The sequence below is a fragment of the Nocardia sp. NPDC057663 genome, assembly GCF_042799895.1.
In the GTDB taxonomy this organism is placed as follows: Bacteria; Actinomycetota; Actinomycetes; order Mycobacteriales; family Mycobacteriaceae; genus Nocardia.
The window spans coordinates 49734-75513 of record NZ_JBHVHX010000008.1 but is presented as its reverse complement, the minus strand read 5'-3'; the positions used below and the strand labels follow the sequence as shown (position 1 = coordinate 75513).

18 protein-coding genes and 1 tRNA gene are annotated in these 25780 nt (G+C 69.4%); 10 read left to right on the top strand and 9 right to left on the bottom strand.

All coding sequences use genetic code 11. The annotated features are described in order from the left end of the window. Positions 1 to 30 precede the first annotated feature (30 nt). Both ACFVAV_RS19275 and ACFVAV_RS19270 read right to left on the bottom strand, forming a co-directional pair. The gene (locus tag ACFVAV_RS19275; RefSeq protein WP_379036324.1) at positions 31 to 7308 is read right to left on the bottom strand and encodes an amino acid adenylation domain-containing protein; all 7278 of its coding nucleotides are present in this window, start codon (positions 7306 to 7308) and stop codon (positions 31 to 33) included. Positions 7309 to 7561: 253 nt separating this feature from the next. After that, positions 7562 to 8425 carry a M23 family metallopeptidase gene (locus ACFVAV_RS19270; protein WP_379036322.1) on the bottom strand — a complete coding sequence of 288 codons (864 nt, stop codon included), beginning with the start codon at positions 8423 to 8425 and terminating at the stop codon, positions 7562 to 7564. 267 nt (positions 8426 to 8692) lie between these two features. On the opposite strand from ACFVAV_RS19270, the gene ACFVAV_RS19265 reads away from it, so the two are divergent. Further along, the gene (locus tag ACFVAV_RS19265) at positions 8693 to 9724 is read left to right on the top strand and encodes a nitronate monooxygenase (protein WP_379036321.1); all 1032 of its coding nucleotides are present in this window, start codon (positions 8693 to 8695) and stop codon (positions 9722 to 9724) included. An 84-nt stretch (positions 9725 to 9808) separates the two neighbouring features. Further along, complete coding sequence (locus tag ACFVAV_RS19260) at positions 9809 to 10201, top strand: SCO5389 family protein (RefSeq protein WP_379036320.1); 393 nt, start codon at positions 9809 to 9811, stop codon at positions 10199 to 10201. A 135-nt stretch (positions 10202 to 10336) separates the two neighbouring features. On the opposite strand, the gene ACFVAV_RS19255 is transcribed toward ACFVAV_RS19260, so the two are convergent. From ACFVAV_RS19255 to ACFVAV_RS19245, 3 genes are all read right to left on the bottom strand, one after another. Then, the gene (locus tag ACFVAV_RS19255) at positions 10337 to 11974 is read right to left on the bottom strand and encodes a long-chain fatty acid--CoA ligase (RefSeq protein ID WP_379036319.1); all 1638 of its coding nucleotides are present in this window, start codon (positions 11972 to 11974) and stop codon (positions 10337 to 10339) included. 118 nt (positions 11975 to 12092) lie between these two features. Beyond that, a complete protein-coding gene (locus ACFVAV_RS19250; protein WP_379036318.1) occupies positions 12093 to 12476 on the bottom strand; it encodes an ArsR/SmtB family transcription factor in 384 nt (127 codons plus the stop codon). 36 nt (positions 12477 to 12512) lie between these two features. Beyond that, positions 12513 to 13112 (bottom strand): TetR/AcrR family transcriptional regulator, encoded by a 600-nt coding sequence (locus ACFVAV_RS19245; RefSeq protein WP_379036316.1) that lies wholly within the window; start codon positions 13110 to 13112, stop codon positions 12513 to 12515. 72 nt (positions 13113 to 13184) lie between these two features. Between ACFVAV_RS19245 and ACFVAV_RS19240 the strand changes: the two genes are divergently transcribed. The 3 genes from ACFVAV_RS19240 to ACFVAV_RS19230 all read left to right on the top strand — a co-directional run bounded on the left by ACFVAV_RS19240 (position 13185) and on the right by ACFVAV_RS19230 (position 15807). Then, positions 13185 to 14324 carry an acyl-CoA dehydrogenase family protein gene (locus ACFVAV_RS19240; RefSeq protein WP_379036315.1) on the top strand — a complete coding sequence of 380 codons (1140 nt, stop codon included), beginning with the start codon at positions 13185 to 13187 and terminating at the stop codon, positions 14322 to 14324. Between the two features lie 99 nt (positions 14325 to 14423). Then, positions 14424 to 15215 carry a DUF1542 domain-containing protein gene (locus tag ACFVAV_RS19235; protein ID WP_379036313.1) on the top strand — a complete coding sequence of 264 codons (792 nt, stop codon included), beginning with the start codon at positions 14424 to 14426 and terminating at the stop codon, positions 15213 to 15215. Between the two features lie 298 nt (positions 15216 to 15513). Next, positions 15514 to 15807: a hypothetical protein gene (locus tag ACFVAV_RS19230; RefSeq protein ID WP_379036312.1), complete on the top strand. Its 294-nt coding sequence runs from the start codon at positions 15514 to 15516 to the stop codon at positions 15805 to 15807. Positions 15808 to 16613: 806 nt separating this feature from the next. Here ACFVAV_RS19230 and ACFVAV_RS19225 read toward each other — a convergent pair. Further along, complete coding sequence (locus ACFVAV_RS19225; RefSeq protein WP_379036311.1) at positions 16614 to 17276, bottom strand: hypothetical protein; 663 nt, start codon at positions 17274 to 17276, stop codon at positions 16614 to 16616. Positions 17277 to 17587: 311 nt separating this feature from the next. Here ACFVAV_RS19225 and ACFVAV_RS19220 point away from each other — a divergent pair. Beyond that, a tRNA-Arg gene (locus ACFVAV_RS19220) sits at positions 17588 to 17660 on the top strand. Positions 17661 to 17698: 38 nt separating this feature from the next. Here ACFVAV_RS19220 and ACFVAV_RS19215 read toward each other — a convergent pair. Then, positions 17699 to 17860: a hypothetical protein gene (locus tag ACFVAV_RS19215; RefSeq protein ID WP_379036309.1), complete on the bottom strand. Its 162-nt coding sequence runs from the start codon at positions 17858 to 17860 to the stop codon at positions 17699 to 17701. Beyond that, complete coding sequence (locus ACFVAV_RS19210; RefSeq protein ID WP_379036308.1) at positions 17857 to 18087, bottom strand: hypothetical protein; 231 nt, start codon at positions 18085 to 18087, stop codon at positions 17857 to 17859. Before ACFVAV_RS19210 ends, ACFVAV_RS19215 begins: the two co-directional genes overlap by 4 nt. 213 nt (positions 18088 to 18300) lie before the next feature. Here ACFVAV_RS19210 and ACFVAV_RS19205 point away from each other — a divergent pair, with 213 nt between their 5' ends. From ACFVAV_RS19205 to ACFVAV_RS19195, 3 genes are all read left to right on the top strand, one after another. Continuing rightward, entirely contained in the window at positions 18301 to 19413 is a 1113-nt protein-coding gene (locus ACFVAV_RS19205) for a helix-turn-helix domain-containing protein (RefSeq protein WP_379036307.1), read from the top strand. Positions 19414 to 19774: 361 nt separating this feature from the next. After that, positions 19775 to 24097, top strand: a complete 4323-nt coding sequence (locus tag ACFVAV_RS19200; protein WP_379036306.1) for a TIR domain-containing protein — start codon at positions 19775 to 19777, stop codon at positions 24095 to 24097. A 191-nt stretch (positions 24098 to 24288) separates the two neighbouring features. After that, entirely contained in the window at positions 24289 to 24414 is a 126-nt protein-coding gene (locus tag ACFVAV_RS19195; protein ID WP_379036305.1) for a hypothetical protein, read from the top strand. Positions 24415 to 24438: 24 nt separating this feature from the next. On the opposite strand, the gene ACFVAV_RS19190 is transcribed toward ACFVAV_RS19195, so the two are convergent. Beyond that, a complete protein-coding gene (locus ACFVAV_RS19190) occupies positions 24439 to 24792 on the bottom strand; it encodes a winged helix-turn-helix transcriptional regulator (RefSeq protein WP_379036304.1) in 354 nt (117 codons plus the stop codon). A 100-nt stretch (positions 24793 to 24892) separates the two neighbouring features. Here ACFVAV_RS19190 and ACFVAV_RS19185 point away from each other — a divergent pair, with 100 nt between their 5' ends. Further along, the gene (locus ACFVAV_RS19185) at positions 24893 to 25756 is read left to right on the top strand and encodes an NAD(P)-dependent oxidoreductase (RefSeq protein WP_379036302.1); all 864 of its coding nucleotides are present in this window, start codon (positions 24893 to 24895) and stop codon (positions 25754 to 25756) included. Positions 25757 to 25780: the final 24 nt, after the last annotated feature.

Sequence of the window (25780 nt, the reverse complement as noted above, 5' to 3'; positions counted from 1 at the left end):
AAACTCGTTGCCCCGCTGCCCCGGTCAGATTCAGGCCACCGGGGTACGCAGGTCCCCCAGCACCAGCACGACCTCGGCCGGGCCGGTGTTGCCCGGCGCGGCGTCGGCGATCAGCGCCTGCAGATCGTCGAGACCGGCGGTGTCGACCGCCTCGATACCGGCCCGATCGCCGAACAGGTGGCTCACCCATTCCTCGGCGAGCACCGTCGACAAGCCGTCCTCGGCATCGGGCACCAGCACCATCGACGCGCCCGCCACGCCGGCCGCCACCGGCTCGACGAGCACGGCGAAGCTGTCCGCCGCGCCGTTGCCGAAGGTCCGCGACTCGAAGGTCAGCTCGGTGCCGGTACGCACCTGCGCACCCGCCGTGGCGAGTTCGTCGTAGCTGCGGACGCCGTCGGCGCCGGCGAACGCCGGGTCGCCGCCGCGCAGGGCCCTGGTGCGGTCGGCGTAGGTCACCGGACGGGCCGACTGCGTCGACAGTTCCGTCCGGATCGGCGGATCGTCGAGGACGACCCACTCGAAGTCGCCCTCGGGAGCGGTGCCCGCGGTGATGCCGATCTTGGCCGCGGGTTCGACGGGCAGCGCGCCCGACATCGGCAGCACCGCGGCGCCCGCCTTGAGCACCGCCCAGACCGCCACCGCCCAGTCGATCCCACGCGGAAGATCAACGGCCACACCGGCACCCGGGCCGAACCCACGGCCGATCAGCAGCCGGGCCAGTCGCGAGGAGCGGTGGTCGAGCTGTTCGTAGGTCAGCGAGTCCTCGCCCCAGACCAGCGCGGGGCCGTCCGGATCGTCTTCCGCCGCCGCGGTGAAGGCCTGCGCCAGCGTGGTGCCGCCCGACGGGCTGGTCGGCGCGGGCGCCTGCGCGGCACCGGCGAGCAACCGAGCCCGTTCCTGCTCGTCCAGGATGTCGATGTCGCCGACGCGGATCTGCGGGTCGGCGGCGACCGCGGCCAGGATGCGGGCGAAGCGCTCGCCGATGGTGCGCACCGTCGACTCGTCGAACAGGTCGGTGGCGTAGTTGAACAGGGTGACCAGCTCGTCCGGCGTGCCCTCGGCGGTGAACCGGGGTTCGACGTCGACCTGCAGGTCGAACTTGGCCGCCACCGCGGTTTCGAGCGCAGTCACGGTGAGGCCGGGCAGTTCGAGCGCGGCCGCCTCGTTGTTGCTGAAGGTCAGCGCCACCTGGAACAGCGGGTTGTGCGCGCTGCCCTTACCCGGCGCGACCACCTCGACGACCCGCTCGAACGGCAGATCGGCATGGGCGAAGGCACCGAGATCGGTCTCGCGGGCCAGATCGACGGCCTCGTCGAACGACCCGGCCGGATCCACGACCGTGCGTAGGGTCAGCGTGTTGACGAACATGCCGACCAGCTCGTCGAGCGCCCGCTCACCGCGCCCGGCGACGGCGGTGCCGATGGCGATGTCGGAGGTGCCCGACAGCCGGGCCAGCAGCACGGCCAGCGCCGCGTGCACGACCATGAACAACGACGACTTGTGCTCGCGCGCAATATGGTTCAGCTGCGCGTGCACCTCGGCGGGCAGTCGCAGCTCGGTGGTCGCGCCGCGCAGGGTCGGCACCGCGGGGCGCGGCCGGTCCTGCGGCAGCTCGAGCAGCGGCGGGACGCCTGCCAGCTGGGTCTGCCAGTAGTCGAGCTGCGCGGCGGCGACCGAGCCGGGCTCGTCGTCCGCGCCGACGACCGCGCGCTGCCACAGCGCGAAGTCCGCGTACTGCACCGCGAGCGGCGTCCAGGCCGGGGGCTGCTGCCCGGCGCGCGACACGTAGGCCGTCATCAGGTCACGGGCCAGCGGCGCCAGCGACGCGCCGTCGGCGGAGATGTGGTGCACCACGAAGACCAGCAGCCAGTCGGCGGTCGAGCCGTCGGTGAGCAGCCGCGCCCGCACCGGCACTTCGCGCGTCACGTCGAAGCCGGCGGCAGCCAGTTCGGCAGCCCTGGACAGCACGTCGGTGGTGGTTTCGACCTCGAGACCGCTCGGCAGCACGTCGGCCACCGCCACGATCTCCTGGACCGGTGCTTCCTCGAGCGATACCGGGAAGCGGGTTCGCAGCGATTCGTGCCTGCCGAGGACATCGGTCACGGCAGCGTCGAGCGCGGTCACATCGAGCGCGCCGGTCAGCCGGATGGCGAACGGGATGTTGTAGGAGCCCGAGGCCGGGTCGAGCTGGTTGAGCACCCACATGCGCTGCTGGGCCAGCGACAGCGAAATCCGCTCCGGCCGCTCCCCCGCGACCAGCGCGGGACGTGCCGCAGCCCCGCCCGCCGCGCCGACACGCGCGGCCAGCGCGGCCACCGTCGGCGCTTCGAACAGATCGCGAATGGTGACGTCCGCGTCGAGCGCCTCGTTGATCCTGGCGATCGCGCGGGTGGCCATCAGCGAGTTGCCGCCGAGGGCGAAGTAGTCGTCGTCGGCGCCGACGCGGGCCATCCCGAGCAGCTCGGCGTAGACGCCGGCCACGATCTCCTCGGTCGGAGTGGCGGGCGCGCGGAACTCGCCCGCGGTGAAGGTCGGCGCGGGCAGCGCCTTGCGGTCGAGCTTGCCGCTGGGGTTGAGCGGGAACGCCTCCAGCGCGACCAGCGCGGCCGGAATCATGTAGGCGGGCAACGACTCACCGATGGCGGCGAGCAACGGCGCCTGCTCGATCCGCTCCCCCGGCTTGGGCACCACGTAGGCGACCAGCTGTTCACCGGCGGGCGAATCGGCCACGATCGCGACGGCCTGGCTCACGGCGGGCTGGGCGAGCAGCGCGGTCTCGATCTCGCCGAGCTCGATGCGCTGGCCGCGGAACTTCACCTGGAAGTCGGTGCGGCCCAGGTATTCCAGGACGTGGGTGTCGGCGGTCGGCGTGCGCCACACCACCAGGTCACCGGTGCGGTACATCCGCGCACCCGGCGCGAAGGGGTTGGCCACGAAGCGATCCGAGGTCAGGTCGGGCCGGGCGACATACCCGCGCGCGAGCTGATCGCCCGCCAGGTACAGCTCGCCGACGACACCGGAGGGCACCGGACGCAACCGCGAATCCAGCACGTACACCTGGGTGTTCCACTGCGGCACACCGATCGGCACCGAGCCACGGTCGGTCTCGCCCGCGGGCCAGTAGGTCACCGACACGGCGGCCTCGGTCGGGCCGTAGAGGTTGTGCACCTGCGCCGGCGAGACCGCGCGCAGCGCATCGACCGTCTCCGGCGGCAGCGCCTCACCGATGGCGAACACGTCGCGCAGGGTGGGGATGGCGCCCGGGGTGGTGTGCGCGGCGAACACGGTCAGCATCGACGGCACGAAGTCGGTCATCGTGACGCCCTGCGCCGCAATGGTTTCGGCGATGTAGGCCGGGTCGCGGTGCCCGTCGTGGGTGGCGACGACCAGCTTCGCGCCGCTGCGCAGCGGCATGAAGTAACCCCACAGCGACACGTCGAACGTGGTCGCGGTCTTCTGCAGGTACACATCGCCGGGGCCCAGCGGGTACTCGGCGAGCATCCACGCGATCTGGTTGTCGATCGCCTGATGCGACACCGCGACACCCTTCGGGCGGCCGGTGGAACCCGAGGTGAAGATGACGTAGGCCGGGTGCTGCGGCAGCACCGGACGGATCAGCTCGGCCGCACTCAGCGGCTCACCCGGGAAGCCGTCCAGCGCAACGGTATCCATCGTGATCACCGGCGTAGCGGCGGGCACCTCGACCGCGTCGGCGGTCGTGGTGAGCACGCACACCGGCTGCGCGGTATCGAGGATGTGCGCGATCCGCTCGGCCGGATGATCCGGGTCGAGCGGCACATAGGCACCGCCCGCGGTGACGATCGCGTACATACCGACAACCAGGTCCAGCGACCGGCGCACGGCCAGGCCGACCAGCGACTCCGCACCGACCCCGCGCTGCACCAGCAGCCGGGCCAGCCGGTTCACCCGCTCGTCGAACTCGCGGTAGGTCAGCTCGGCGCCCTCATAGGACAGCGCGACCGCGTCGGGATGCGCGGCGACCGCGGCACGGTAGCCGTCGAGCAGCAGCGCGGGCGCGAGCTCGTGCCGGGTGTCGTTCCACTGCTCCAGGATTCGCGTGCGCTCGACCGGCTCCAGCAGCTCGATCGCACCGACCGGGCGGGCCGGATCGGCCACCACCTCCGACAGCAGCCGCACCAGACGGTCGGCGAAACCGGCGACGGTGGCCTCGTCGAACAGATCGGTGGCGTAGGTGAACGCCGCCGACACCCCGCTCGCCACGCCGTCGGTCTCCAGCGGAACCAGGGTGAGTTCGAGATCGAACTTCGCGAACGGCACGGCCAGATCGACGCCGGAGACGGTCAGACCCGGCAGTTGCAGCTCGGTGCCCGCCAGGTTCTGGAAGGTGAGCATCACCTGGAACAGCGGGTGCCTGGCCATCGACCTGGCGGGGTCGAGCAGCTCGACCAGCCGCTCGAACGGCACATCGGCATGGCCGAAGGCGGCCACGTCGGTGCCGCGGACCGTGCCGAGCAGCTCGTCGAAGCTGCGCGCGGGGTCCACCTCGGTGCGCAGCACCAGGGTGTTGACGAACATGCCGATGACGTCGTCGAGCACCGCCTCGCCGCGGCCCGCGACGGGGGTGCCGACGGCGATGTCGGTGGTGCCCGACAGGCGGGCCAGCAGCACGGCCAGCGCCGCGTGCACCACCATGAACAGCGTCGAATTGTGTTCGCGGGACAGCCGATCCAGCGCGGCGTGCACGTCGGCGTCGATCCGGAAGTCGTAGCTCGCGCCGCGGTTGGTCATCGCCGCGGGGCGCGGGCGGTCGGCGGGCAGGTCCAATTGCTCCGGCAGCCCGGACAATTCGTCACGCCAGAAGGAGATCTGCTGCGCCAGCAGCGAATCCGGGTCGGATTCGGCACCCAGCGTGGCCCGCTGCCAGAGGGTGAAGTCGGCGTACTGCACCGGCAGCTGGTGCCAGTGCGGCGCGCTGCCGCGCAGCCGGTCGGAGTAGGCGGCGATCAGGTCGCGGGTCAGCGGCGCCATCGAGAAACCGTCGGCGGCGATGTGGTGCACCACGCACAGCAGCACGTGTTCCTCGGCGCCGAGGCGGAACAGCCGCACCCGCACCGGCGGCGCGAGCGCGACATCGAACCCGGCCACGGCCTGCTCGGCGATCAGCTGCGGCAGCTGCTCCGCCGTCGCGTCGACCACCTCGACCGGCGGCACCGCGCGCGGATCGCTCACCGGCAGCACCAGCTGCACGGCGTCGCCGTCGACCTCCGGGTAGATGGTGCGCAACACCTCGTGGCGGGCGACCAGGTCGGCCACCGCGGCACGCATCGCGGCCACATCCAGTTCGCCGGACAGCCGGACCGGCAGCGGAATGTTGTTGGCGCCGCTGGCCGGATCGAAACGGTTCAGGAACCACATCCGCTGCTGCGCGTACGACAGCGGGATCTGCTCGGGACGGGCCTGCGCGGTCAGCGGGTTGCCGGTGCCCGCGCCCACATGCGATTCGACCCGGGCGGCCAGCGCCGACACCGTCGACGCCTCGAACACCAGCTGCACGGGCACTCTGGCGTCGAGCGCGGTACCGATCCTGGCCACGGCCTGGGCGGCCAGCAGCGAGTTGCCGCCGAGCTCGAAGAAATCGTCGTCGGCGCCGACCCGGTGCTTGTCGTCCTCGCCGGGCATCAGCAGCGCGGCGAACACCTGCGCGATGATCTCCTCGATCGGCGTGCTCGGCGCGCGGAACTCGCGGGCGGTGAAGGTGGGCTCCGGCAATGCTTTTCGATCGAGCTTGCCGACCGGCGTCAGCGGGATCTCGTCGAGCAGCATGATCGCCGCGGGCACCATGTACGCGGGCAGCAGGCCCGAGAGGTGGTGGGCGAGGTCGGCCGGGGTCACCGCGGCGCCCGCGCGGGGCAGCACGTAGGCGACCAGCGAGGTCACGCCGTTGGTCAGCGTGCGGCCGAGGGTGGCCGCGAAGTCGACGTCGGCGTGCGTGGTGAGCGCGTTGTCGATCTCGCCGAGCTCGATGCGCAGGCCGCGGATCTTGACCTGGAAGTCCGAGCGCCCGAGGTACTCGAACGCACCGGAGGTGTTGCGGCGCACCAGGTCACCGGTGCGGTACAGCCGTCCGCCCGGCGCGCCCGCGTCGGCGCCGAACGGGTTGGCCACAAAGCGTTCCGCGGTCAGTGCCGGGCGGTCGAGATAGCCCTGCGCCAGCGCGGGACCGGCCAGGTACAGCTCGCCGACCACGCCCGCGGGAACCGGGCGCAGGCGCGCGTCGAGCACGAACGCCGCGACGCCGGGAATCACCGAACCCAGCGTCACCGGCTCGCCCGCGGTCATCTCGCCGGTGGTCACCATGACGGTGGCCTCGGTGGGGCCGTAGGCGTTGAACACCGAACGGTCGGCCCTCGCCCAGCGATCCACCAGTTCGGGGCCGAGCTTGTCACCACCAGTGACGACCACGCGCACGCTGTCGACCCGGGTGGAGTCCACCGACTCCAGCGCGCCGGGCGTGATCAGCAGGTGCGAGACCTGTTCACGGCGAACGAGATCGGCCAGTTCCTCGCCACCGAACACGGTCGGCGGGACGACCACCAGGGTCGCGCCCGCGGTGAAGGTGAACAGCATCTCCATCAGGGAGAAGTCGAAGCTGGGCGAGCTCAGGTGGGTCACCCGCGACTCCGCGGTGACCTGGTACTGCCTGCCCACCGCGGCCATCGTCGACAGGCCCGCCTGGGTCACCGCCACGCCCTTGGGCAGACCGGTGGAACCGGAGGTGTAGATGACATAGGCCGGGTGACGCTCGTCGAGCGTGCGCACCCGGTCGCTGTAGGAGATGGCGTGCGCCGGCTGCGCGGCGACGGCCGCCACCACCGCGGGGTCGTCGAGTTCGAGCCAGGTCGTCGAGTGGCCGAGCCCCGGCCGGTGCGCCGCGGTGGTCACACCCAGCACGGCGTGCGAGTCGGTGACGATATGAGCGATGCGCTCGGCCGGGTAGGCCGGGTCGATCGGCACGTAGGCCGCGCCGGACTTCGCCACCGCCCAGACGCTGAGCACCGATTCGATCGAGCGGGTGATCGCGACGGCGACGATGTCGCCGGGGCCGACGCCGCGGGCGATCAGTTCCCTGGCCAGGCGCGATGACTCCTCGTCGAGCGCGCGGTAGGTGAGTTCGCGCTGGTCGGCGGGGTCGCCGGTGGGGTTGAACTGGATGGCGATCGCGTCGGCTGCCGATTCGACAGCCCCGGTCAGTAACTGCCCGAATGTCGGACTGCTCGACCGGCGACGGCGGTTACCGCGGGCAGAACGGCGGGCAGTTTCCATTCGGGTTCATTCACCTCTCATCGAGCCTGGACGCGCGAACGGCCGCCCCGTGCAGATCGAGCCATCATATCGAGCGCTACATACCGTCCGAATGTCGCGCCGACAGCCCATGATTCCCGGGCCCCCGGTACTACGGGCCTCGAGGAGTATCGGCGCAGCGGCAAGCGGTGTTGCCGGATCACACAGCAAAGTGACGGGGCTCATAGCGAACCACCGTCACTTGGCTTTCGCGGACGAATCCGCACTCGAATACTCAGTGCGAGGAGGGGCCCCACTCCATCGGAACACCCTTGGACGCGAGGTACGGCAGGGGATCCATCTTGCCGCCGCCCTGATCCCAGATCTCGAGGTGCAGGTGCGGACCGGTGGACTGGCCGCGGTTGCCGACGGTCGCGATGACGTCGCCCGCGTTCACCCGCTGGCCCTGGCTGACGAGCATCTCGTTGACGTGGCCGTAGACGGCGGTGGTGCCGTCGTCCTGGAGCACCCGGACCCACAGGCCGAAGCCCGAGGCCGGGCCCGCCTCGATCACGGTGCCGCTGGACACGGAGTGGATCGGGGCGCCGAGCGTGTCGGCGAAATCCAGGCCGTAGTGCATGGCGCCCCAGCGGGCGCCGTAGCCGGAGCTGATCGGGCCGGCGACCGGGCGGGCGGCCTGCGGCGGCGCGACCTGGTGCTGGATGCCCTGGATGATGTCCTCGACCTGGGCGAGCGGGCCTGCGATCTCGGGCGGTAGGTTGCCGATGCCGAACGGCGCGGCGACGGGGGCGGCGATCGGCGCGGCGACCAGGCTGACCTCGGCGGCCTCGGCGGGCGCGGCGACCTGCTTGGCGGCGACCAGGCTGACCTCGGCGGCTTCGCGAGCGGAATCGGAGACGACGGATTCCTCGACGTCGTCGTTGTGCGTCGGCAGCAGCGGGGCCGCGTAGGAGATCGCCGGGGCGATCGAGGCGGCGGTGCCGACCAGGGCGCCCGCGGCGACCGCGGCGCTGGCGGCGACCCGCACCCGATCGGTACGCGACGGCTCGGCGCGGTGCCGGCTCGGACGCCCGGCGCCTCCGTCACCCAGCAGGGTCTTGACGGAGATGGATTCGGGGCCCACACGGTGCTGCGACAAAGTTTCGTCCTAGCGTCCGACAACAAGGAATACGAAACCGGCTTCCGACCGGCCCGGAATCCGCCTGGGCGGTTCCCGCTACCGAACTGTGTGTAACGGTTCGGCATCCGTTGTGACGGGAACTCTACTCTGTCGTGACCATTCCGCAACCTTCGATCTAGAACTCGCAGGTGGGAGACATGTCACACAGTAACGATCCCGTTGCCGAGCGGGTCACACACGCCGCCACGGCTCCGCGTTCGGGCGCCGACGGGACAGACTCGGGACATGGTGATCGAGAGTTTGCGTGTCCCCATCGTCGCCGCGCCCATGGCAGGCGGCCCGTCCACCCCGGAGTTGGTGGTCGCCGTCTCGGACGCGGGCGGGTTAGGTCAATTGGCCGCCGGCTACCTCTCCGCGGACGCGATGGCCGACCAGATCGCGGCGACCAGGGCCGCGACCACCGCCCCGTTCGGCATGAACCTGTTCGCGCCCGGCCCGGTCGCCGAGCCGGCGAGCTACGCCGCCTACCTCGCCGAGCTGGGCGCCGATTTCCCGCTCGGTAGCCCCAAACACGACACCGACGGCTGGGCCGACAAGCTCGATCTGCTGGTGGCCGACCCGGTCGCGGTGGTGTCGACGACCTTCGGCTGTCCCACCGCCGTCGAGGTCGACCGGCTGCACGCGGTCGGCACGGAGGTGTGGGTGACGGTCACCTCGCCCGCCGAGGCGCTGATCGCGATCGACGCCGGGGCCGACGCCCTCATCGCGCAGGGCGCCGAGGCGGGCGGGCACCGGGCGAGCTTCCTCGACGATCCGGCCGACGACATCGTCGACCCGCCCGGCCTGCTGACCCTGATCCAGCTGCTCACCGCCGTCACCGATCGCCCGATCATCGCCGCGGGCGGCATCGCCACCGGCGCCGCTCTGGCAGGCGTGCTCGCCGCGGGCGCGGCCGCCGCGCAGCTCGGCACCGCGCTGCTGCGCTGCCCGGAGGCCGGGACGAACGCCGTGCACCGCGGCGCGGTCGGGTCGGCGGAACCGACCATGCTGACACGCGCGTTCACCGGACGACGTGCGCGCGGAATCCGCAACCGTTTTCTCACCGAGCACACCGCGACCGCCCCCGCCGCCTACCCCGAAATTCATTACGCCACCGCGCCGTTGCGTGCCGCGGGCCGCTCCGCCGGCAACCCCGACGATGTGAATCTGTGGGCGGGGCAAGCGCATTCGCTGACCACCGAGCTACCGGTAGGCGAACTGATCGAAGGCCTGTACGCCGACGCGAAAAGCGCACTCCGGAAAGCGCTTTCAGAGTGAATCCAGTGTTGTTGACAACGAATTTCGTTTAGACTCGAAGGGCATCGCACCCCGCCGACCACCACCAAGCAGGAGGAGAGCGCCATGTCCCTCGATGTTCCCGCAGCACTGCTCGAGCGCGCCGAACAGGGCGATATCGATGACGCAGAATTCGTCGAATGCGTCCGCACATCACTGCCGTACGCCTGGGAAGTGGTGAGCCGGGTAGCCGGTGACCTGCGGGCAGGCACCGAGGAATACGCCGACAACCGGGTGCCGCCGCCGGACGAGGTGGCCCGCGGACAGCTCCTGCGCGCCCTGGCCTCCGACGCCATCCGCGGCGGGCTGGAACGGCACTTCGGCGTGAAACTCGCGTTCCAGAACTGCCACCGGGTCGCGGCCTTCCCGCTCTCGGCGGTCGGCGGCGAGACCTACACCCGCTACATCAGCCCGCGGGCCCAGCTCCTCAACCAGAGCCCGGAACTCCGGAACTGCTGAGCACCAGCGTTTCTCCTCGACAATTGAATATCGACAACTGCATCACACAACAGGATCCGACAACAGAACCAGACAACTGAATGAAAACGGCGGGCGTGGAAGCAATTCCACGCCCGCCGTCGTTATCCGCCGGAATCAGCCCAGCGTCGTCACTTCCAGCTCGCCCTCGGCGTACTGGGCGCGCAGGCGCTTCTTGTCGAACTTGCCGACGCTGGTCTTGGGCACCTCGGCGATGAAGGTCCAGCGCTCCGGCAGCTGCCACTTGGCAAACTTGTCGGCCAGGAAGTCACGCAGCTCGGCGGCCTCGGTGGCGGCGCCTTCGGTCAGCACGATGGCGACCAGCGGGCGCTCGTCCCATTTTTCGTCCGGCACACCGATCACGGCGGCCTCGGCGACCGACGGGTGGCCCATCACGGCGTTCTCCAGGTCCACCGAGGAGATCCACTCGCCACCGGACTTGATGACGTCCTTGGAGCGGTCGACCAGGGTGAGGTAGCCGTCGGTGCTGATCTTGCCGACGTCGCCGGTGCGCAGCCAGCCGTCGTCGAACTTGTCCGGGTCGATCTCGGCGCCGGTCGGCGAGTAGTAGGAGCCGGTGATCCAGGCGCCGCGGACCTCGAGCTCGCCGAGCGACTCGCCGTCGTTGGGGACGACCTTGCCGTCGTCACCGACGAGCCGGGCCTCGACATTGGCCGGGAAGCGGCCCTGGGTGTAGCGGTAGGCCCAGGCCTCCTCGCCCTCGGCACCGGCGGGCGCGTGCGCGACGCTGCCCAGCGGGGAGGTCTCGGTCATCCCCCACGCGTGCAGGATGCGCACGCCGTGCTTCTCCTCGAACGCGCGCATCATCGACGGTGGCACCGCGGAGCCACCGACGACGGCGGTGCGCAGGTGCGAGATGTCCTGCGGCTGCGCGGCCAGACCCGCGAGCACGCCGCCCCAGATGGTCGGCACGGCGGCGGCGAAGGTCGGCTTCTCGGCGGCCATCATCTCCAGCAGCGGGCCCGGCTGCAGGAAGCGGTCCGGCATCAGGATGTTCGCGCCCGACATCAGCGCCGCGTACGGCAGGCCCCACGCGTTGGCGTGGAACAGCGGCACGATCGCGAGCACGTAGTCCGAGCCCTGGAAACCCATGCCGTTGGGCTGATTCACCTGCATGGCGTGCAGCCAGTTGGAGCGATGCGAGTAGACGACGCCCTTCGGGTCGCCGGTGGTGCCGGAGGTGTAACACATTGCGGCAGCGGATCGCTCGTCGACGACCGGGAAGTCGAAGTCGGCGGACTGGCTGTCGAGCAGCTCGCGGTAGGAGTGCACCGTCACGCCCTCGGGCGCGGTCAGCGCGGACGCGTCACCGTTGACGACGATCACATGCTTGACCGTCTTCAGGTTCGGCAGGTACTGCGCGAACAGCGGCACCAGCGTGCCGTCGACGAGGACGACCTGGTCCTCGGCGTGGTTGGCGACGAAGACCAGCTGCTCCGGGAACAGCCGGATGTTGAGCGCGTGCAGGACCGAGCCCATCGCGGGCACCGCGATGTAGGCCACCATGTGCTCGTTGTTGTTCCACATGAAGGTGCCGACGCGGTCACCCTCTGCGATGCCGAGTCCGCGCAGCGCGTTGGCCAACCGGGCGGCGTCGGCGCCGAGCTCGCGGTAGGTCATGGTGCGCACCCCGTCGCCGGTCCAGGTGGACACGGTCGAATTGCCCTGGAAGGTGGCGGCATAGTTGAGCAGCTTGGCCAGCGACAGCTGGTCGTCCTGCATGGTGCTCAGCATCGATAACTCCTTCGGTCCCGGCGCGGCATGAGCCACGTCACACCGGATGCTACCGAAAAGAGACAAAGCGGCAATTGTTTCTCAGTGCAACTTTTCCTGGTGAACAGCGTGTTCAGCGTCAGCCCTCTTGCGGCCGATGCGGCGGCTCGGCGCCGGGCCCGCGATGGTGCGCGGGCACACCGGGCCCCGCGTGCTCGGCATTCTGTACGGCGTCGACGACCAGCCTGCGGACGTGGTCGTTCTCCAGGCTGTAGTAGATCGTGGTGCCCTCGCGGCGGGTCCGCACCAGCCGTGCCATCCGCAGCTTGGCCAGATGCTGCGACACCGACGGCCCCGGCTTGCCGACCGCGGTGGCCAATTCGTTCACCGACAATTCACGGTCGGCCAGCGCCCACAGCACCTGGACCCGGGTCGAGTCGGCCAGCATGCGGAACACCTCGACCACCAGGCCGACCTGGTCTTCGGCCAGTGGTGCGCGCGCTGGTCGGCTATCTGCGTCCATGCGCGGATAATAAGGCACCGCGCCGACATGGCTCGGTCAGCGCAAGGCGAGGTCGGCCAGCGCGGTCCAGTCGGCCAGCACCTGTTTGCGGCGGACCCGGTCACGGCCGACCATCTCGTCGAGGGTCGCGCCGCGGACCAGGTTGATGGTGAGCCAGAAGGCGCTCTCCAGCCGTTCGCGCGCGATGCCGGCGTCGATCAGCCCGGCACAGCGGTCGAGCAGTTCGACAGTCAGATCGTGCTGGACGCGCAGCATCTCGCGGCGCAGCGGCGGATCGTTGGCGATGCCGACGTAGAGCTCCACCGAGGCGCGGCCGAGCTGGCCCGCGAACGTCGCGGTGACCAGTTCCACCAGCACCGCGCCCGCCGACGTGCCCTTGGGCAGGGTTCTGGCCTTGCGCTGCATAGCTTCTCGCTGACGCTCGGTGAGGTGACCGATTGTCTGGGCGAACAGTTCACCGCGGGTGTGGAACTGGTGCAGTTGCGCGCCGCGGGTGACCCCGGCCCTGGCCGTGATGTCGGCGATCGACGCGCCCGCGTAGCCGGCCTCGGCCAGGCTCTCGATCGCGGCGTCGAGCAGCAGCGTCCGCGTTCGCAGACTCTTCTCCTGATGCTTGTTCGGTGGCAGCGCGGGCATCGACCCAGTATAGGCCTAGAAAATTCCGTGCTGCCTTGCACGCAATTCAGTGCTGGACGTACTGTGTCGAGCATGGCTGTTGACCGGATGCTGCCCACCGACGAGGCGCGCGAGCTGATCGAACTGACCCGCGACATCGCCGACAAGGTGCTCGAGCCGCGGGTCGCCGAGAGCGAGAAGACCGGCGTCTTCCCCGATGGCGTCTTCCCCGCACTCGGCGCGGCCGGGCTGCTGAGCCTGCCGTACCCGGAGGAGTTCGGCGGCGGCGCGCAGCCCTACGAGGTGTACCTGCAGGTGCTGGAGGAACTGGCGAGCCGCTGGGCCGCCGTCGCGGTCGCGGTGAGTGTGCACGGCCTGTCCTGCCATCCACTGTTCACCTACGGCACCGACGAGCAGAAGCAGCGGTGGCTGTCGGGCATGCTGTCCGGCGAAACCATCGGCGCCTACAGCCTTTCCGAGGCGCACGCCGGATCCGACGCGGCCGCGTTGCGCTGCCGGGCCACCCCCGTCGACGGCGGCTACCAGCTCAACGGCACCAAGGCGTGGATCACCAACGGCGGCCGCGCCGACTTCTACACCCTGTTCGCCCGCACCGGCGAGGGCTCGCGCGGCATCTCCTGCTTCCTGGTCCCCGCCGACACCGCGGGCCTGAGCTTCGGCAAGCCCGAGGAGAAGATGGGCCTGCGCGGCATCCCCACCACCACCGCCGCCTACGACGACGCCTTCCTGCCCACCGAGCGCCGCATCGGCGACGAGGGACAGGGCCTGTCGATCGCGTTCAGCGCGCTGGACGCGGGCCGCCTCGGCATCGCCGCCGTCGCCACCGGTGTCGCGCAGCGCGCGCTCGACGAGGCCGTCGCCTACGCCAAGGAGCGAGAGGCGTTCGGCCGCAAGATCATCGACCACCAGGGCCTTGGCTTCGTGCTCGCCGACATGGCCGCCGCGGTCGACACCGCCCGCGCCACCTACCTCGACGCCGCCCGCCGCCGCGATGCCGGACTGCCCTATTCGCGGCAGGCCAGTGTCGCCAAGCTGGTCGCCACCGATGCCGCGATGAAGGTGACCACCGACGCCGTGCAGGTCTTCGGCGGCTACGGCTACACCCAGGACTTCCCGGTCGAGCGCTACATGCGCGAGGCCAAGGTCATGCAGATCTTCGAGGGCACCAATCAGATCCAGCGCCTGGTCATCGCCCGCCATCTCGCCGGGTGAGCTATCCCGCAACTCGCTGATCAAGCAGCCTCAGCCCGCCAGGGCAACCGGCCAGTAAACTGGACGGCGTCTCGAGACCTCAGGCGAAAGAGGTGCGCGATGCTGTGGTGGCTGATAGCGATTGTCGTCGTGTGCGTGGTGGCGCTGCTGTATCTGCGCGCCGAGCAGAACAAGCGGAACGCGCGTGAACTCGAAGAAGCCCAGGCCGATGCCAGGGTGACGATCGAACGGCTCGGCGGTCAGGTGTACCACCTGTCGCCGCGCAACGAAGCGGCCAGGCAGGCCCTGGCCGACGCGTCCGAACGCTACAACGCCGCGGGCGGTCAGATGGACAGGGCGAACTCGCCCGTCCACGCCCGTTTGGCCAAGCAGACGGCGGTGGAGGGGCTCTACTACATCCGCGCGGCACGCACCGCGATGCAGATGGACCCGGGCCCGCCGGTGCCCACCCTCGACGGTCAGGACATCGCGGGACACGTCGACGAGCTGCGGGTCGTCGAGCACAACGGCCGCCGCATCACCGCCTCCCCCGCCCCGTCTCCGGGCACGCCTAATTACCACCCCGGTGGTCGCGTGGCCGGACGACCGGTTCCCGCGGGGTGGTATTCGGAGCCGTGGTGGAAGCCCGCGCTGATAGCCGGCGCCTGGGGCGCCGGTGCGGCTCTGTTGTTCACGTCGTTGTTCGCCGGGATGTCCGGAGTCGGCTACGACGCCCAGGCGTTCGAGGACGGCACCGGTGAGGCGGCGCTCGACCACGGGGACCAGGGCGAGATCGGCCAGGATCCGGGGTACGACCCGGGTCAGGATTCAGGGGGCTGGGGCAACTCCGACAGTGGGTTCGAGGGTGGGCACGACGGGTTCGACAGCGGCGGCGGATTCGACGCCTTCTGATCCGGCCCGTAACGGATGCTCGGTGGGGAGCGACCTGCTCTGCGCTCGGCGAGCAGCCATGGATCACCTCGCGCAGCGACTCCGCCGCATCCGGGTCGGCGTGCCGATCCGGTCCGGAACATTTCTGGTCGTAGGCGGTGCCATCGGCGCCCAGTTGCCCGGCACCCGGCTGCCGGACCCTCCGTAGTCCGGCACTCCGTTACCCGGCACTTCGCCACCCGGAGGCCTGCTGCCGGGTCCCTTGCTGCCGGACCCCCTGCTGCGTGGACCGCAGCCGGACCCACTCCTGCCGAGTCCCTTGCAGCCGGACCCCCTGCTGCGTGGACCGCAGCCGGACCAACTCCTGCCGAGTCCCTTGCAGCTGGACGCCCTGCTGCGTGGACTGCAGCCGGACCAACTCCTGCCGGGCCCCAATCTGCGCGGCTCCCCGCAGCCGGACATCCGGCTGCGCGGTGGCTCGCTGCTGGATCCCATCCCGCGTAACGGCCGGCAGCTGCCGGACCCCACCCTGCTGTCCGGCGCCCTGGTGTGCGGCGGCCTGCTGCCGGGCGGCCTCGTGTGCGGAGGAACCCTGATCGGCGGCGCCGGATGATCGGTGCGGACAGGCCCGCGAGCACCACGCCCAGGATGATCAGCGGCAGTAACAGGATCGGGCGGACCCCGGACTCCGCGATCAGCAGAGCCGGCACCGCGCTCTCGGCTGCCGGGCCCGCGACAGCGGGGATCGCGAGGTCGACGGATTCGACGGCAGGCAATGCGATAGCGGTCGATGCGGCATCGAGGTGCCGCGGGCCCGCGTCGAGCGGCGCTGCCGGCGGCGAGATGTCCGGCGAGTCGACCGGCACCGTGGCCGGGCCGAACACTGTGGCCAGGCCGGTGAGCCCGGCCAGCACGCCCGCGCCGAGATCGCCGGGCAACAACTGCTGAACACTGGGCACGACCACCCCCAACGCCTCATCGACCAACCGGCGATCGGGGGCAGGTAGGGCGGGCCCGCGCGGATTCAGGCCGATCCGCTCCAGCATCGGACCGAGATCGACCAGTGACAGGATCGGCTCGACCGGTGGCAGGGGAAGCGACGGCTCCTGCACTGGCGCTGTGTATTCCGAATACGGGTCGGCGGTAATCGGCGCATCGAACTCCGCAGGCGCGTCGAACTGCGTAGGCGCGTCGACCGGCAACACCGGGTCGACGACACCCGGCACCACGAACAGAGCGTGATCGACCGGGATGGCGTCATCCGCGGCGGCAACGCCCGCCACCGACAGCATCGCGAACATCAGGCCCGCCAGCACACCACCGCAAACGTACCGGGCTCTGCGCATCGCACTCCTTTCCTTCTCGTAGTTGCCAGCGGACAGCCCACATCGCCAACCCGATGGGACATCAGTCCGATCGTCAGCTCGGCATCCGGCATTCAGCCAGCTCCGCGGCACCGCGCCGGACCTGCTTGGACGTGGGCAGGCCCTGCGCGACGACGCGGACGCGCGGATTCTCGTTCTCGATCTGCTGCGCCGAAGCGGCGAGCAGATCCCTCGCGACGGCCCGTAGCCGTTCGGTGTCGGCGAGATCGACCGCGGCCATCTCGGTGGCACGTGACGAATCCGCCTGCTGGAGCCGGTCGAAGAGACCGATCAATTCGCCCTGTGCGGTAAGCCATTCGTCGCGGAACAGGTTCGGGATCGGCAATCGATGCGCGGAATCGCGCGCACTCCCGGCCGCGGCGGCACGGGTACCGAGAATCGTCGCCGCCGTATCGCGGTACTGCACCGGGGTGAGCGCACCGGAATCGCGTTCGGCAGCTTCGAGATCGGCGCGATACCGGGTCTGTAAGGAGCAAACGGATCGGTAGAACGCCAGCATGGTCTCCTGCGTGTCCGCGCTCGCGCCGTCGAGCTCGGCGGTGCGCGCGGCGGGCTCCCGATCGGCGCCGTGTCGTTGCGACAGCGTCGAATCCGGATCGACCAACCCACCGTCGACCGAGCACGCCAACGCCCCGAGACACGCCGCCGCGGCCAGCACGAGCACCACGGACCGACACGAGCAGAACCCCACAACCATGACCACGTACTCCTCGGGAGAAGGCAGAAAGTCATTGCGTGAACGAATGCCCGAAGAGGCGGGCGGAAGCCACCCGGAACGCTAGGACACCGCACCCACACCCCATGGGCCCACACCCGTTTCAGATCAGCGTGTCGCCCCAGCCGCCGCAGAATGCCTGTAGTGCTGGAGCAACCCCCGCCGTCCAGGCCCGCGCGATCCACCGCCCGCACACGAGGTCCCCAGGATGACTACGCTACGGACGGCGCACGCTATACTCAGCACGGTCGAACCGGGCCATGTATAGCCGGTTCCGGTAGCCGACCGGCCCCGCCTTCGTAGCTCAGGGGATAGAGCACCGCTCTCCTAAAGCGGGTGTCGCAGGTTCGAATCCTGCCGAGGGCACATTATCGACGCTGGTTCACAGCGTTTTTTGCTCCGCCCTAAGATCGGCGGCGAACTCGATTCCGTTCGGTCTCCGCCTCCACCCGTCGCCGAATCTCCTCGACCGTGCGATCGGGCGGTACCTGAGTCGGCCAGAACACGACGCCGACCAGGACGGCCAACGGCAGGCCGATCGCGATGACGAACCCGAGCGTGGTCACCCGTCCGCCCTCGCGCCGGTCAGGTCCTCCGGTTGCTCGTGCCCGTCGCGCTGTTCGGCGGCGGTCAGCCACGCGGCCAGGTTGTCTAGCGGCCCATGGCAGACGACCCGGAACGGGCTGTACAGCTCCCACCCGTACGGCGGTTCCGGTGCGCGGCGGATCGCCAAAGACCGCATTGCGGCCCGCTCGGTCAGCTCATCGAGCCGAGGTTTGATTGCGTCGCTCATCGGTCCCCCTGTGGTCGTTCGGTGAATGCGCCCACCGCCGGAGAGCTTTCGCCATCGTCTGCGCAGCTCACCGCGCCCGATGTGCCGAGGATCGCCCCCGGGCATCGGCCCGGCGGTGGGGCTGAAATCAACGCTAGGCGTGCGTTATTGGTGGTCACAGGCCTACGGTGTTGACAGAGTGTTCACAGCTCACCGAGCCGAAGGATCACCGCGATGGAACCGGGCGCACAGCTGAGAGCCGCGCGTGAGGCGGCCGGGGTAGGGCTGCGCGAAATCGCCCGGATGACGCACTACTCGCCCGCGTATCTGTCGCTCATCGAGTCTGGCAAGCGTCCGGTACCGGCCGAGGTCGCCGCCGCCTACACCGCCGCACTCGGCGAACCGGTCGACGGGGAACGCGCCGGGGCCGAATGGATACAACGGGTAGCCGCGTCCGATGTCGGCGGGGATACCTTGGACCGGCTGGAGATGGCCGTGGATGACCTGGCGTCGGCCTACTCCACCACCGCGCCCGCCGATCTGCTGGTCGGTATTCGTCAGCATCTCGGCTACACCGCGCGCTTGCTGGACGGGAAGATGACACTGGTCCAGCACCGCCGCCTTCTGGTCACTGCCGGGTGGCTCTCGCTGCTGGCCGGAACGTGCCACATCGACCTGGACGAACTCCCGGCCGCCGCTACCCGTCTGCGCGCTGCCCGCGACATCGCCGAAGAGTCCGAGCACCCAGGGATATCGGCCTGGACGCTGGAGACACGGGCCTGGCAGCACCTCATCAATCGGGAGTTCGCCGAAGCGGCCGAGTTGTCACAGGCGGCGCGCGATATCGCCCCGGCCGACAGCTCGGTCTACATCCAAGCGACCGCGCAGCAGGGCCGCGCGCTGGCACGAATCGGGGACAGCGCGGGTACATACGGAGCCCTGCGCAACGTCGCGCGTCTGGTGTCCGGTCTGCGCACCCCCGACCGGCCGGAGCATCACTTTCGCTACGACCCGTCGAAGGCCGATACCTACGTCGCCACCACGTTGTCCTGGCTCGGCGACCCGGCGGCCGAGGTCTACGCGCGCAATGTCGTGGCCGACCTCCAGCGCGCGGCATGCGTCCGACCGCGCCGGGTCGCGATGGCGAACCTGGACCTGGGCCTCGCGCTGGTCGCCGCCGGCAAACCCGATGAGGCTGCGAATGTAGCGCTGGGCGTGGTCACCAGCGGCCGATTGGTCCCGTCGCACTACTGGCGGGTTTCGGAGATCGTGGGCGGGATAGCGCAGCGGGATCGACACGGCGCGGCCACCGTGCGCGAAGCGTTCCACGACACCTATCTGGCATGAGGTTCGATTCTTCAAGGGCACCATTTCACCGTTCAGCTGCGATTTCGACCTAAACGCGCAGGTCAAACGGCTGTCCGACAGTGGCGCTCTTCGGGGCTGGGCAGCGCTATATCTGCTGTTGGGGACGTCGGCCCTGATGACGGTTCCCGGAAAACAAGTATGGGGCTACTCGTTCACCGGGCCGGTGCGGCGGCTCAAAATGGGAGTCACTGCCAGCATCACGTTCCTTCGTTCCGCAGGGAGGCAACATGGTCGCACCATTGGCGCGTCGGAAAGCCAGACGCGACCGCGGGGTTGACGATGTGGCTCGTGGGCTCATCGCGACTCAACACCGCACGCTGTTCGTGGGCTGTGTGATCAGATGTCGCGCGTCTTCCTGAGTCATTCGTGTCGGGACAATCGCCACGCGATTGCGTTGAAGCGCTGGCTCGAGCAGGCAGAGCCGGGGTTGGCCGGCGAGATTTACCTCGATCTGGATCCCGAGACCGGTATCCGTACGGGAAAGCTGTGGACGGAAGCACTGTGGCAGGTGAACGCGCGCTGCGAGGCGGTGATTTGCCTGCTGTCGAGCAGCTGGGCGACCTCTGCGGAGTGTCACGCCGAATATCGCCAGGCTGAGGGCATGCACAAACCGATCTTCTGTGCACGGATCGAAGCGTTCCACGAAAAGGACGTGACCCGCGCGTGGCAGAGCTGCGACCTGTTCGGGGACGGCCCTGCGGCAGAGGTCGTCGTCGACGGTGACGAGCAGCCGGTGCGCCTGCAGGTCGACGGGTTGCATCGGCTGCTGGCGGGGCTGCGGGCGGTGGGGATCGGCGCCGACAGCTTCGCGTGGCCGCCGCCCGACGACCCGGACCGCTCGCCGTATCGGGGTTGGCAACCGCTCGAATCGGTCGATGCCGCAGTCTATTTCGGACGGGACTCGCAGATCGTGCGTGCGCTGGACGAACTTCGTGAGATGCGTGTCGCGGGCCGCGAGCGGATGTTCGTCATCCTCGGGCCGTCGGGGGTTGGGAAGTCGTCGTTTCTGCGGGCCGGCCTGTTGCCCCGCCTGCGCCGCGACGACCGACGGTTCTTGACGATGACCGTGGTGCGCCCGCAACGTCATACGCTGACCGGTGAGACCGGTCTGGCCCGCTCGATCCATGACCTCCGCAAGGAGGTCGGTCTGGTCGAGCCGAGCCTGGGGGAGATCAAGAGCGCGATCTCCGACGACGGCATGGTCCGGGCCTGGCTGGCCGAGGCGGCCGTGGCCGCGCGTAACCGGTTGTTGGATGCGCCGGTGTCCGCGACGCCGCCGACACTGGTACTGCCGCTCGACCAGGCCGAGGAATTGTTCGGTGCCGACGCGGGGGAAGAGGGGCCGGCGTTTCTGGAGCTGCTCGGGCGGCTGTCGAGCGACGACGATTCGACCGGGCCGGACATGATCGTGGTCGCCACGATTCGCTCGGATCGGTATGAGCCGCTGCAGACCGCGCCGCAGTTGTCGGCCGTGCAGAGTCACCTGTTCGACCGATTGAAGGCGATGCCGCAGGCTCAGTTCACAGAGGTCATCTGCGGGCCCGCCCGGCGTGCAGCGGAGTCTGGATCCAGGTTCGACCTGGCTCCGGAGCTCGTCGACCGACTCGCCCAGGATGCGTCCGGCGGTGCCGACACGTTGCCGCTATTGGCACTGACCCTGTCGCGGCTCTATGAGGACTATGCCGGCGGCGAGGATGCCGTCACCGTCGACCGCTATGAGGCGATGGGCGGCATGCGCCGAGTTGTGCAGAACGAAATCGACAACCTGCTGTCGGCGGATCCGGCAGAGCGCTCCGAGCAGCTCGACCGATTGCATGACGCCTTCATCCCCTGGCTGGCGACGGTGAATTCGGACACCGATCGACCGATGCGCCGTATCGCGCAATGGGCCGACCTGCCCGAGCACAGTCACGCGCTGTTGAACGCTTTCGTCGGTCGGCGGCTGCTGGTCAAGGGAGAGCGCGACGGCCGGATCGTCGTCGAGGCGGCTTTGGAGAGTCTGCTGCACCAGTGGGACGAGCTGGCGGGCTGGTTACGGGCCGAAGCGTCGGACCTGCGTGACGCCGACGCGGTCGAGCGGGCTGTCGTCGCGTGGGAGCGGTGCGGCCGCCACGACGACTGGCTGCTCGACGGTGCGCGGCTGGTCCGGGCCGAAACATTAAGTGCACAGCCGGGATTCGGGGCGCGCCTCGACCCCGCCCGCGAGTTCCTGCTCGCGTCGCGCCGTCGCACAAATCGCAAACTGGAAGAGGACAAACTGGAGGCGGAAGCGCACGCACGCACGCTGCGGCGGCGTTCACAGGTACTGGCGGCGCTGCTCGCCGTGATTGTCCTGGTTGCGGCCGTCGCCGTCATCAGCCTCAACCGAGCACGATCCGCCGAGCAGCAGGCCCGCCAACAAGCCCAGGAGGCGATCGCGGCCAAGCTCGTCGGGCAGTCACGCGCGATGCTCGGCGGCACCCGGTTGGGCGGTGACCGGCGCGCGATACAGCAAATGCTCGCAGCCGAGACCTTGGCACCCGGATCGGATCCGGATGCCCTACTGAACACGTTGATCGATACGCGGCGTTTGATGAAGATCATCACGGCACCATCGGATATCAACGGCATCGCGATCAGTCCCGATGGCCGCCAGATCCTTTCGGCCGGCGACGACGGCCTCATCCGCAGGTGGGATCTCGAATCCGGTGACCCTGTAGGAGATCCGCTGACGGGGCACCCGGAAAAGGCTACGAGCGTCGGCTACAGCAGAGACGGGCGCTGGATCGCCTCGGCCGCAGAGGACAAGTCCGTGCGCATTTGGGACGCGAACACCGGCGCGGTTGTGCACGTGCTGACGGGTAGCGGCGACCCCATGTCAAGTTTGGCGTTGAGCCCCGATGGCGCCCTGCTCGCCAGGGGGAACCGTGATGGCACGGCCCAGCTGTGGAAGGTCGCAACGGGTGAGCAGATGGGCGAGCCGATCCGCGGACACGACGGCTGGGTATCGGCGGTCGCATTCAGCCCGGACGGGTCCCGGCTGGCCACGGGCGGAGTAGACGGGGTGATGCGACTGTGGCATGTCGACAGTCGGCAGCCGGTGGACCCGCCGCTGCCCTCGCATAAGGGCTCGGTCATCGATGTGGACTTCAGCCCCGACGGCCGGCGCATCGCGTCGATAAGCTATCTGATCGGCAGCGACCCGAACGGTGCGGCGCCCGCAGCCGACGGAGCCCGTACGCCCCTCACGGACGTGGCGCAGCTGCGCATCACCGACGCCGACTCGGGCAGGCCAGTCGTTGACGGGCTGACCGAATTCGGTTATGGGGCTTACGAATTGGCGTTCAGCCCGGACGGGCGGCGCGTCGCTATCGGGGGCTCCGACGGCAAGATCCGCGTGCGCGACGCCGACACCGGGGTGGCGGTCGGGCCACCCCTGGCCGGTCACACGCAGCCGGTCGGCCAGCTGGCCTACAGCGGCGACGGCACCCGGATCATCAGCACCGGCGACAACACGATCCACGTGTGGGCAGCCGAGCCCTCCCGATGGGTCGGGACACGACTGCCAGGCCTCGCCCTTGTCGGGGCCGTGGCGGTCAGTCCTGACGGGCGCATCGCCGCGACACCTGACGTGGACAACCAATCCGACATCGCGTTGTGGCGGATCGACACCGGCGAGCTCATACGCACGATTTCGACCGGCCACGTCGGGCAGGTCTCCGCCCTGGCCTGGCGACCGGATGGGCAGGCCATCGCCTCCGCCGACGGCATCGCCAATACGGTCCACATCTGGGATGCGCAGACGGGTGAGCCCGACGGCAGCCACCTGACCGGACCCACCAAGACGATCCGAGGGCTGTTCTTCAGCCCGGACGGGCGTCGTCTCGCTTCCCTCGTCCTCGACTCCTACCCCTGGCTTTGGGACACGTCGACCAGCCCAGCCCGGACCACGGCGCTGCGCGGCGATGAAGACTTCGTCTCCAGCGTCGGATTCAGCGCCGACGGGCACCGGCTGATCACCGTGGCGCCGGCGCATTTCGCCCCCGGCGACCCCCGCAGGGTTGAGGAGACCGGCAATGTCTTCGACTCACCCGATATGACGCCCTCCGCTGTCCGGGTTTGGGACACCGACACCGGGGACCCCGCCGGCCCACCCTTCATCGGCCAGGGTGGCCGTCTCTCCGACCTCCTGGAACGGGACGACGGAGCCCCGATCGCCGGCGCCGCGATCAGCCCGGACGGCCAACACATACTGGTCAGCACGACCAAGGCGCTGCGCCTGCACGATGTGGCTACCGGGCAGTCGGTCGGCGAACCGTGGATCGACACCGAGGGCGGGACCCGTATCGGTGCAGTCGCGTTCAGCCCCGACGGCACCTACGTCGTTTCCGCCGACACAAGCACATCGGGACTGCAGCTGCGCGAAGTCCAGACCGGTCGGCCGGTCGGTAATCCGATGGTCGGCCACACAGATGTCGTGTTCAGTCTGACTTTCACCGCCGATGGAAGCCACATCGTGTCCCGCGGAGCGGACGGATGGATGCTGTGGCCTGGCCCCGGCATGTGGAGCGAGGAACTCTGCGACAAACTCACCGCCAACATGACCCGAGCCGAATGGGACGAGTGGGTGTCGCCGACCATCGAGTACCGACCCCCCTGCCCCATGCTGGACGAGCCCGACTGATCCGCTGACGGCCCTGATCACGAGCATGCTCTTGCGCCCGACTGCGGTAGCCGAAGTGGCCGAACAGAATTCCGCCGACGGGACGTGCGCTATAGCCGACGAGCCGGATCACGAAGGACAGGGTCGCGGGCGTCGGTCCCGCCGGCGCCTTCGACCAGCCGATCGTCGAGGCCGGGCGGGAGCGAATCCAGGTGACGCTCACAGCCGATCCCGGTCGAGACCTCGAATGCGAGGTCTACGTGTGGGACCCGGAAGGCATGTGGTTCGTCGACCGTCGATCCGTGACGGTTTCCGGCGGCGATCCGACGTTGGTGTGACCGCACATCGCCGACCGCGACACACTAGTGGTGACCGGACGGTACGACCTCGTCACCCATGAGGTGTTCGCGGCCCCACGCTTCCAAGGGGAGCAGGGCGCTGTTGAGTAGTTCGCCCAGCGGCGTCAGGGAGTACTCGACACGGGGCGGCACCTCGTTGTACACCGCGCGATGGACGATCCCGTCGGCCTCCAATTCGCGCAGTTGCGTGGTGAGGACCTTCTCGGTGACGCCCTTCACCTGACGGCGCAATTCGCCGAAGCGGTGGGGCCGTTCACTCAGCGGCCACAGGATCATCATCTTCCACTTGCCGTTGAGTACCGACAGTGTCGCGTCGAGCCCGCATGCGTACGCGCCCGGCCTGCGTGTGATCGGCACGACTGTCCCTTCCCTCTGCCTGTTCGCTATCCCGGAAGTGCGTACCCACTTCCCTGTGCGTACTTGTTCGACCCCGGATACCACGCCAACACTAACCAGCATGTCCGACAACACGATTGAAGCGCTCACCATCCTCGGTCTCGGCGACATGGGCTCGGCACTCGCCCGCTCGTGGCTCGCCGCCGGATACGCCGTCACGGTGTGGAATCGCAGTGCCCGGCGGGCCCCGGAAGGGGCGGCGGTCGCCGCCACCGCCGCTGAAGCCGTCACCGCCAACACTCTCGTCGTGGTGTGTCTCCTCGACGACGCGTCGGTTCGCGCGACCCTCGATGGCATCGATCTGACCGGTCGCGACGTCGTCAACCTGACCACCAGCACCCCCGCCGAGGCTCGTGCGCTGTCCGAGTGGATCACCGCACGCGGCGGATGTTTCCTGGACGGCGGGATCATGGCCGTCCCGTCCATGATCGGAGTCCCCGACTCGGGTGCCTACGTCTTCTACAGCGGTTCGGCGGAGCTGCACAAGACCCATGCCGACGCTTTGGCTGTCCCCGCCGGCGTCACCTACGTCGGCACGGACGCCGGGTTCGCCGCCCTGTACGACATCGCCCTTCTCAGCGCGATGTGGGGCATGTTCGCAGGCGCCGCACACGCGTTCGCGCTCATCGGTGGCGAAGACATCTCACCGGTAGAGTTCGCACCCCTGATGATCGCCTACCAGCAAGCGATGGCCGGGTACGCCTACGGCACCGCCGCGCAGCTGGCGAGCGGCGACTACACCCAGGGCGTCGAGTCGAACCTGGCGATGATGACCACGACGAACGCAACGCTGCGGCGAGCCGCCGCAGAACAGGGCGTCAGCCCCGAACTCCTCGAACCCTTCATGGCACTGATGGAACGCCGGGTCGCCGAGGGCGGCGGGAACGAGTCGAACACCGGCGTCGTGGACCTCCTGCGCCGGTAACGGAACCAGTTGCCGGTTGCCGAA

Coding starts and splice junctions, on each gene's coding strand:
- ACFVAV_RS19275 (WP_379036324.1), bottom strand. CDS start 7,308: ATGGAAACTGCCCGCCGTTCTGCCCGCGGTAACCGCCGTCGCCGGTCG.
- ACFVAV_RS19265 (WP_379036321.1), top strand. CDS start 8,693: ATGGTGATCGAGAGTTTGCGTGTCCCCATCGTCGCCGCGCCCATGGCA.
- ACFVAV_RS19260 (WP_379036320.1), top strand. CDS start 9,809: ATGTCCCTCGATGTTCCCGCAGCACTGCTCGAGCGCGCCGAACAGGGC.
- ACFVAV_RS19255 (WP_379036319.1), bottom strand. CDS start 11,974: ATGCTGAGCACCATGCAGGACGACCAGCTGTCGCTGGCCAAGCTGCTC.
- ACFVAV_RS19250 (WP_379036318.1), bottom strand. CDS start 12,476: ATGGACGCAGATAGCCGACCAGCGCGCGCACCACTGGCCGAAGACCAG.
- ACFVAV_RS19245 (WP_379036316.1), bottom strand. CDS start 13,112: ATGCCCGCGCTGCCACCGAACAAGCATCAGGAGAAGAGTCTGCGAACG.
- ACFVAV_RS19240 (WP_379036315.1), top strand. CDS start 13,185: ATGGCTGTTGACCGGATGCTGCCCACCGACGAGGCGCGCGAGCTGATC.
- ACFVAV_RS19235 (WP_379036313.1), top strand. CDS start 14,424: ATGCTGTGGTGGCTGATAGCGATTGTCGTCGTGTGCGTGGTGGCGCTG.
- ACFVAV_RS19225 (WP_379036311.1), bottom strand. CDS start 17,276: ATGGTTGTGGGGTTCTGCTCGTGTCGGTCCGTGGTGCTCGTGCTGGCC.
- ACFVAV_RS19210 (WP_379036308.1), bottom strand. CDS start 18,087: ATGAGCGACGCAATCAAACCTCGGCTCGATGAGCTGACCGAGCGGGCC.
- ACFVAV_RS19205 (WP_379036307.1), top strand. CDS start 18,301: ATGGAACCGGGCGCACAGCTGAGAGCCGCGCGTGAGGCGGCCGGGGTA.
- ACFVAV_RS19200 (WP_379036306.1), top strand. CDS start 19,775: ATGTCGCGCGTCTTCCTGAGTCATTCGTGTCGGGACAATCGCCACGCG.
- ACFVAV_RS19185 (WP_379036302.1), top strand. CDS start 24,893: ATGTCCGACAACACGATTGAAGCGCTCACCATCCTCGGTCTCGGCGAC.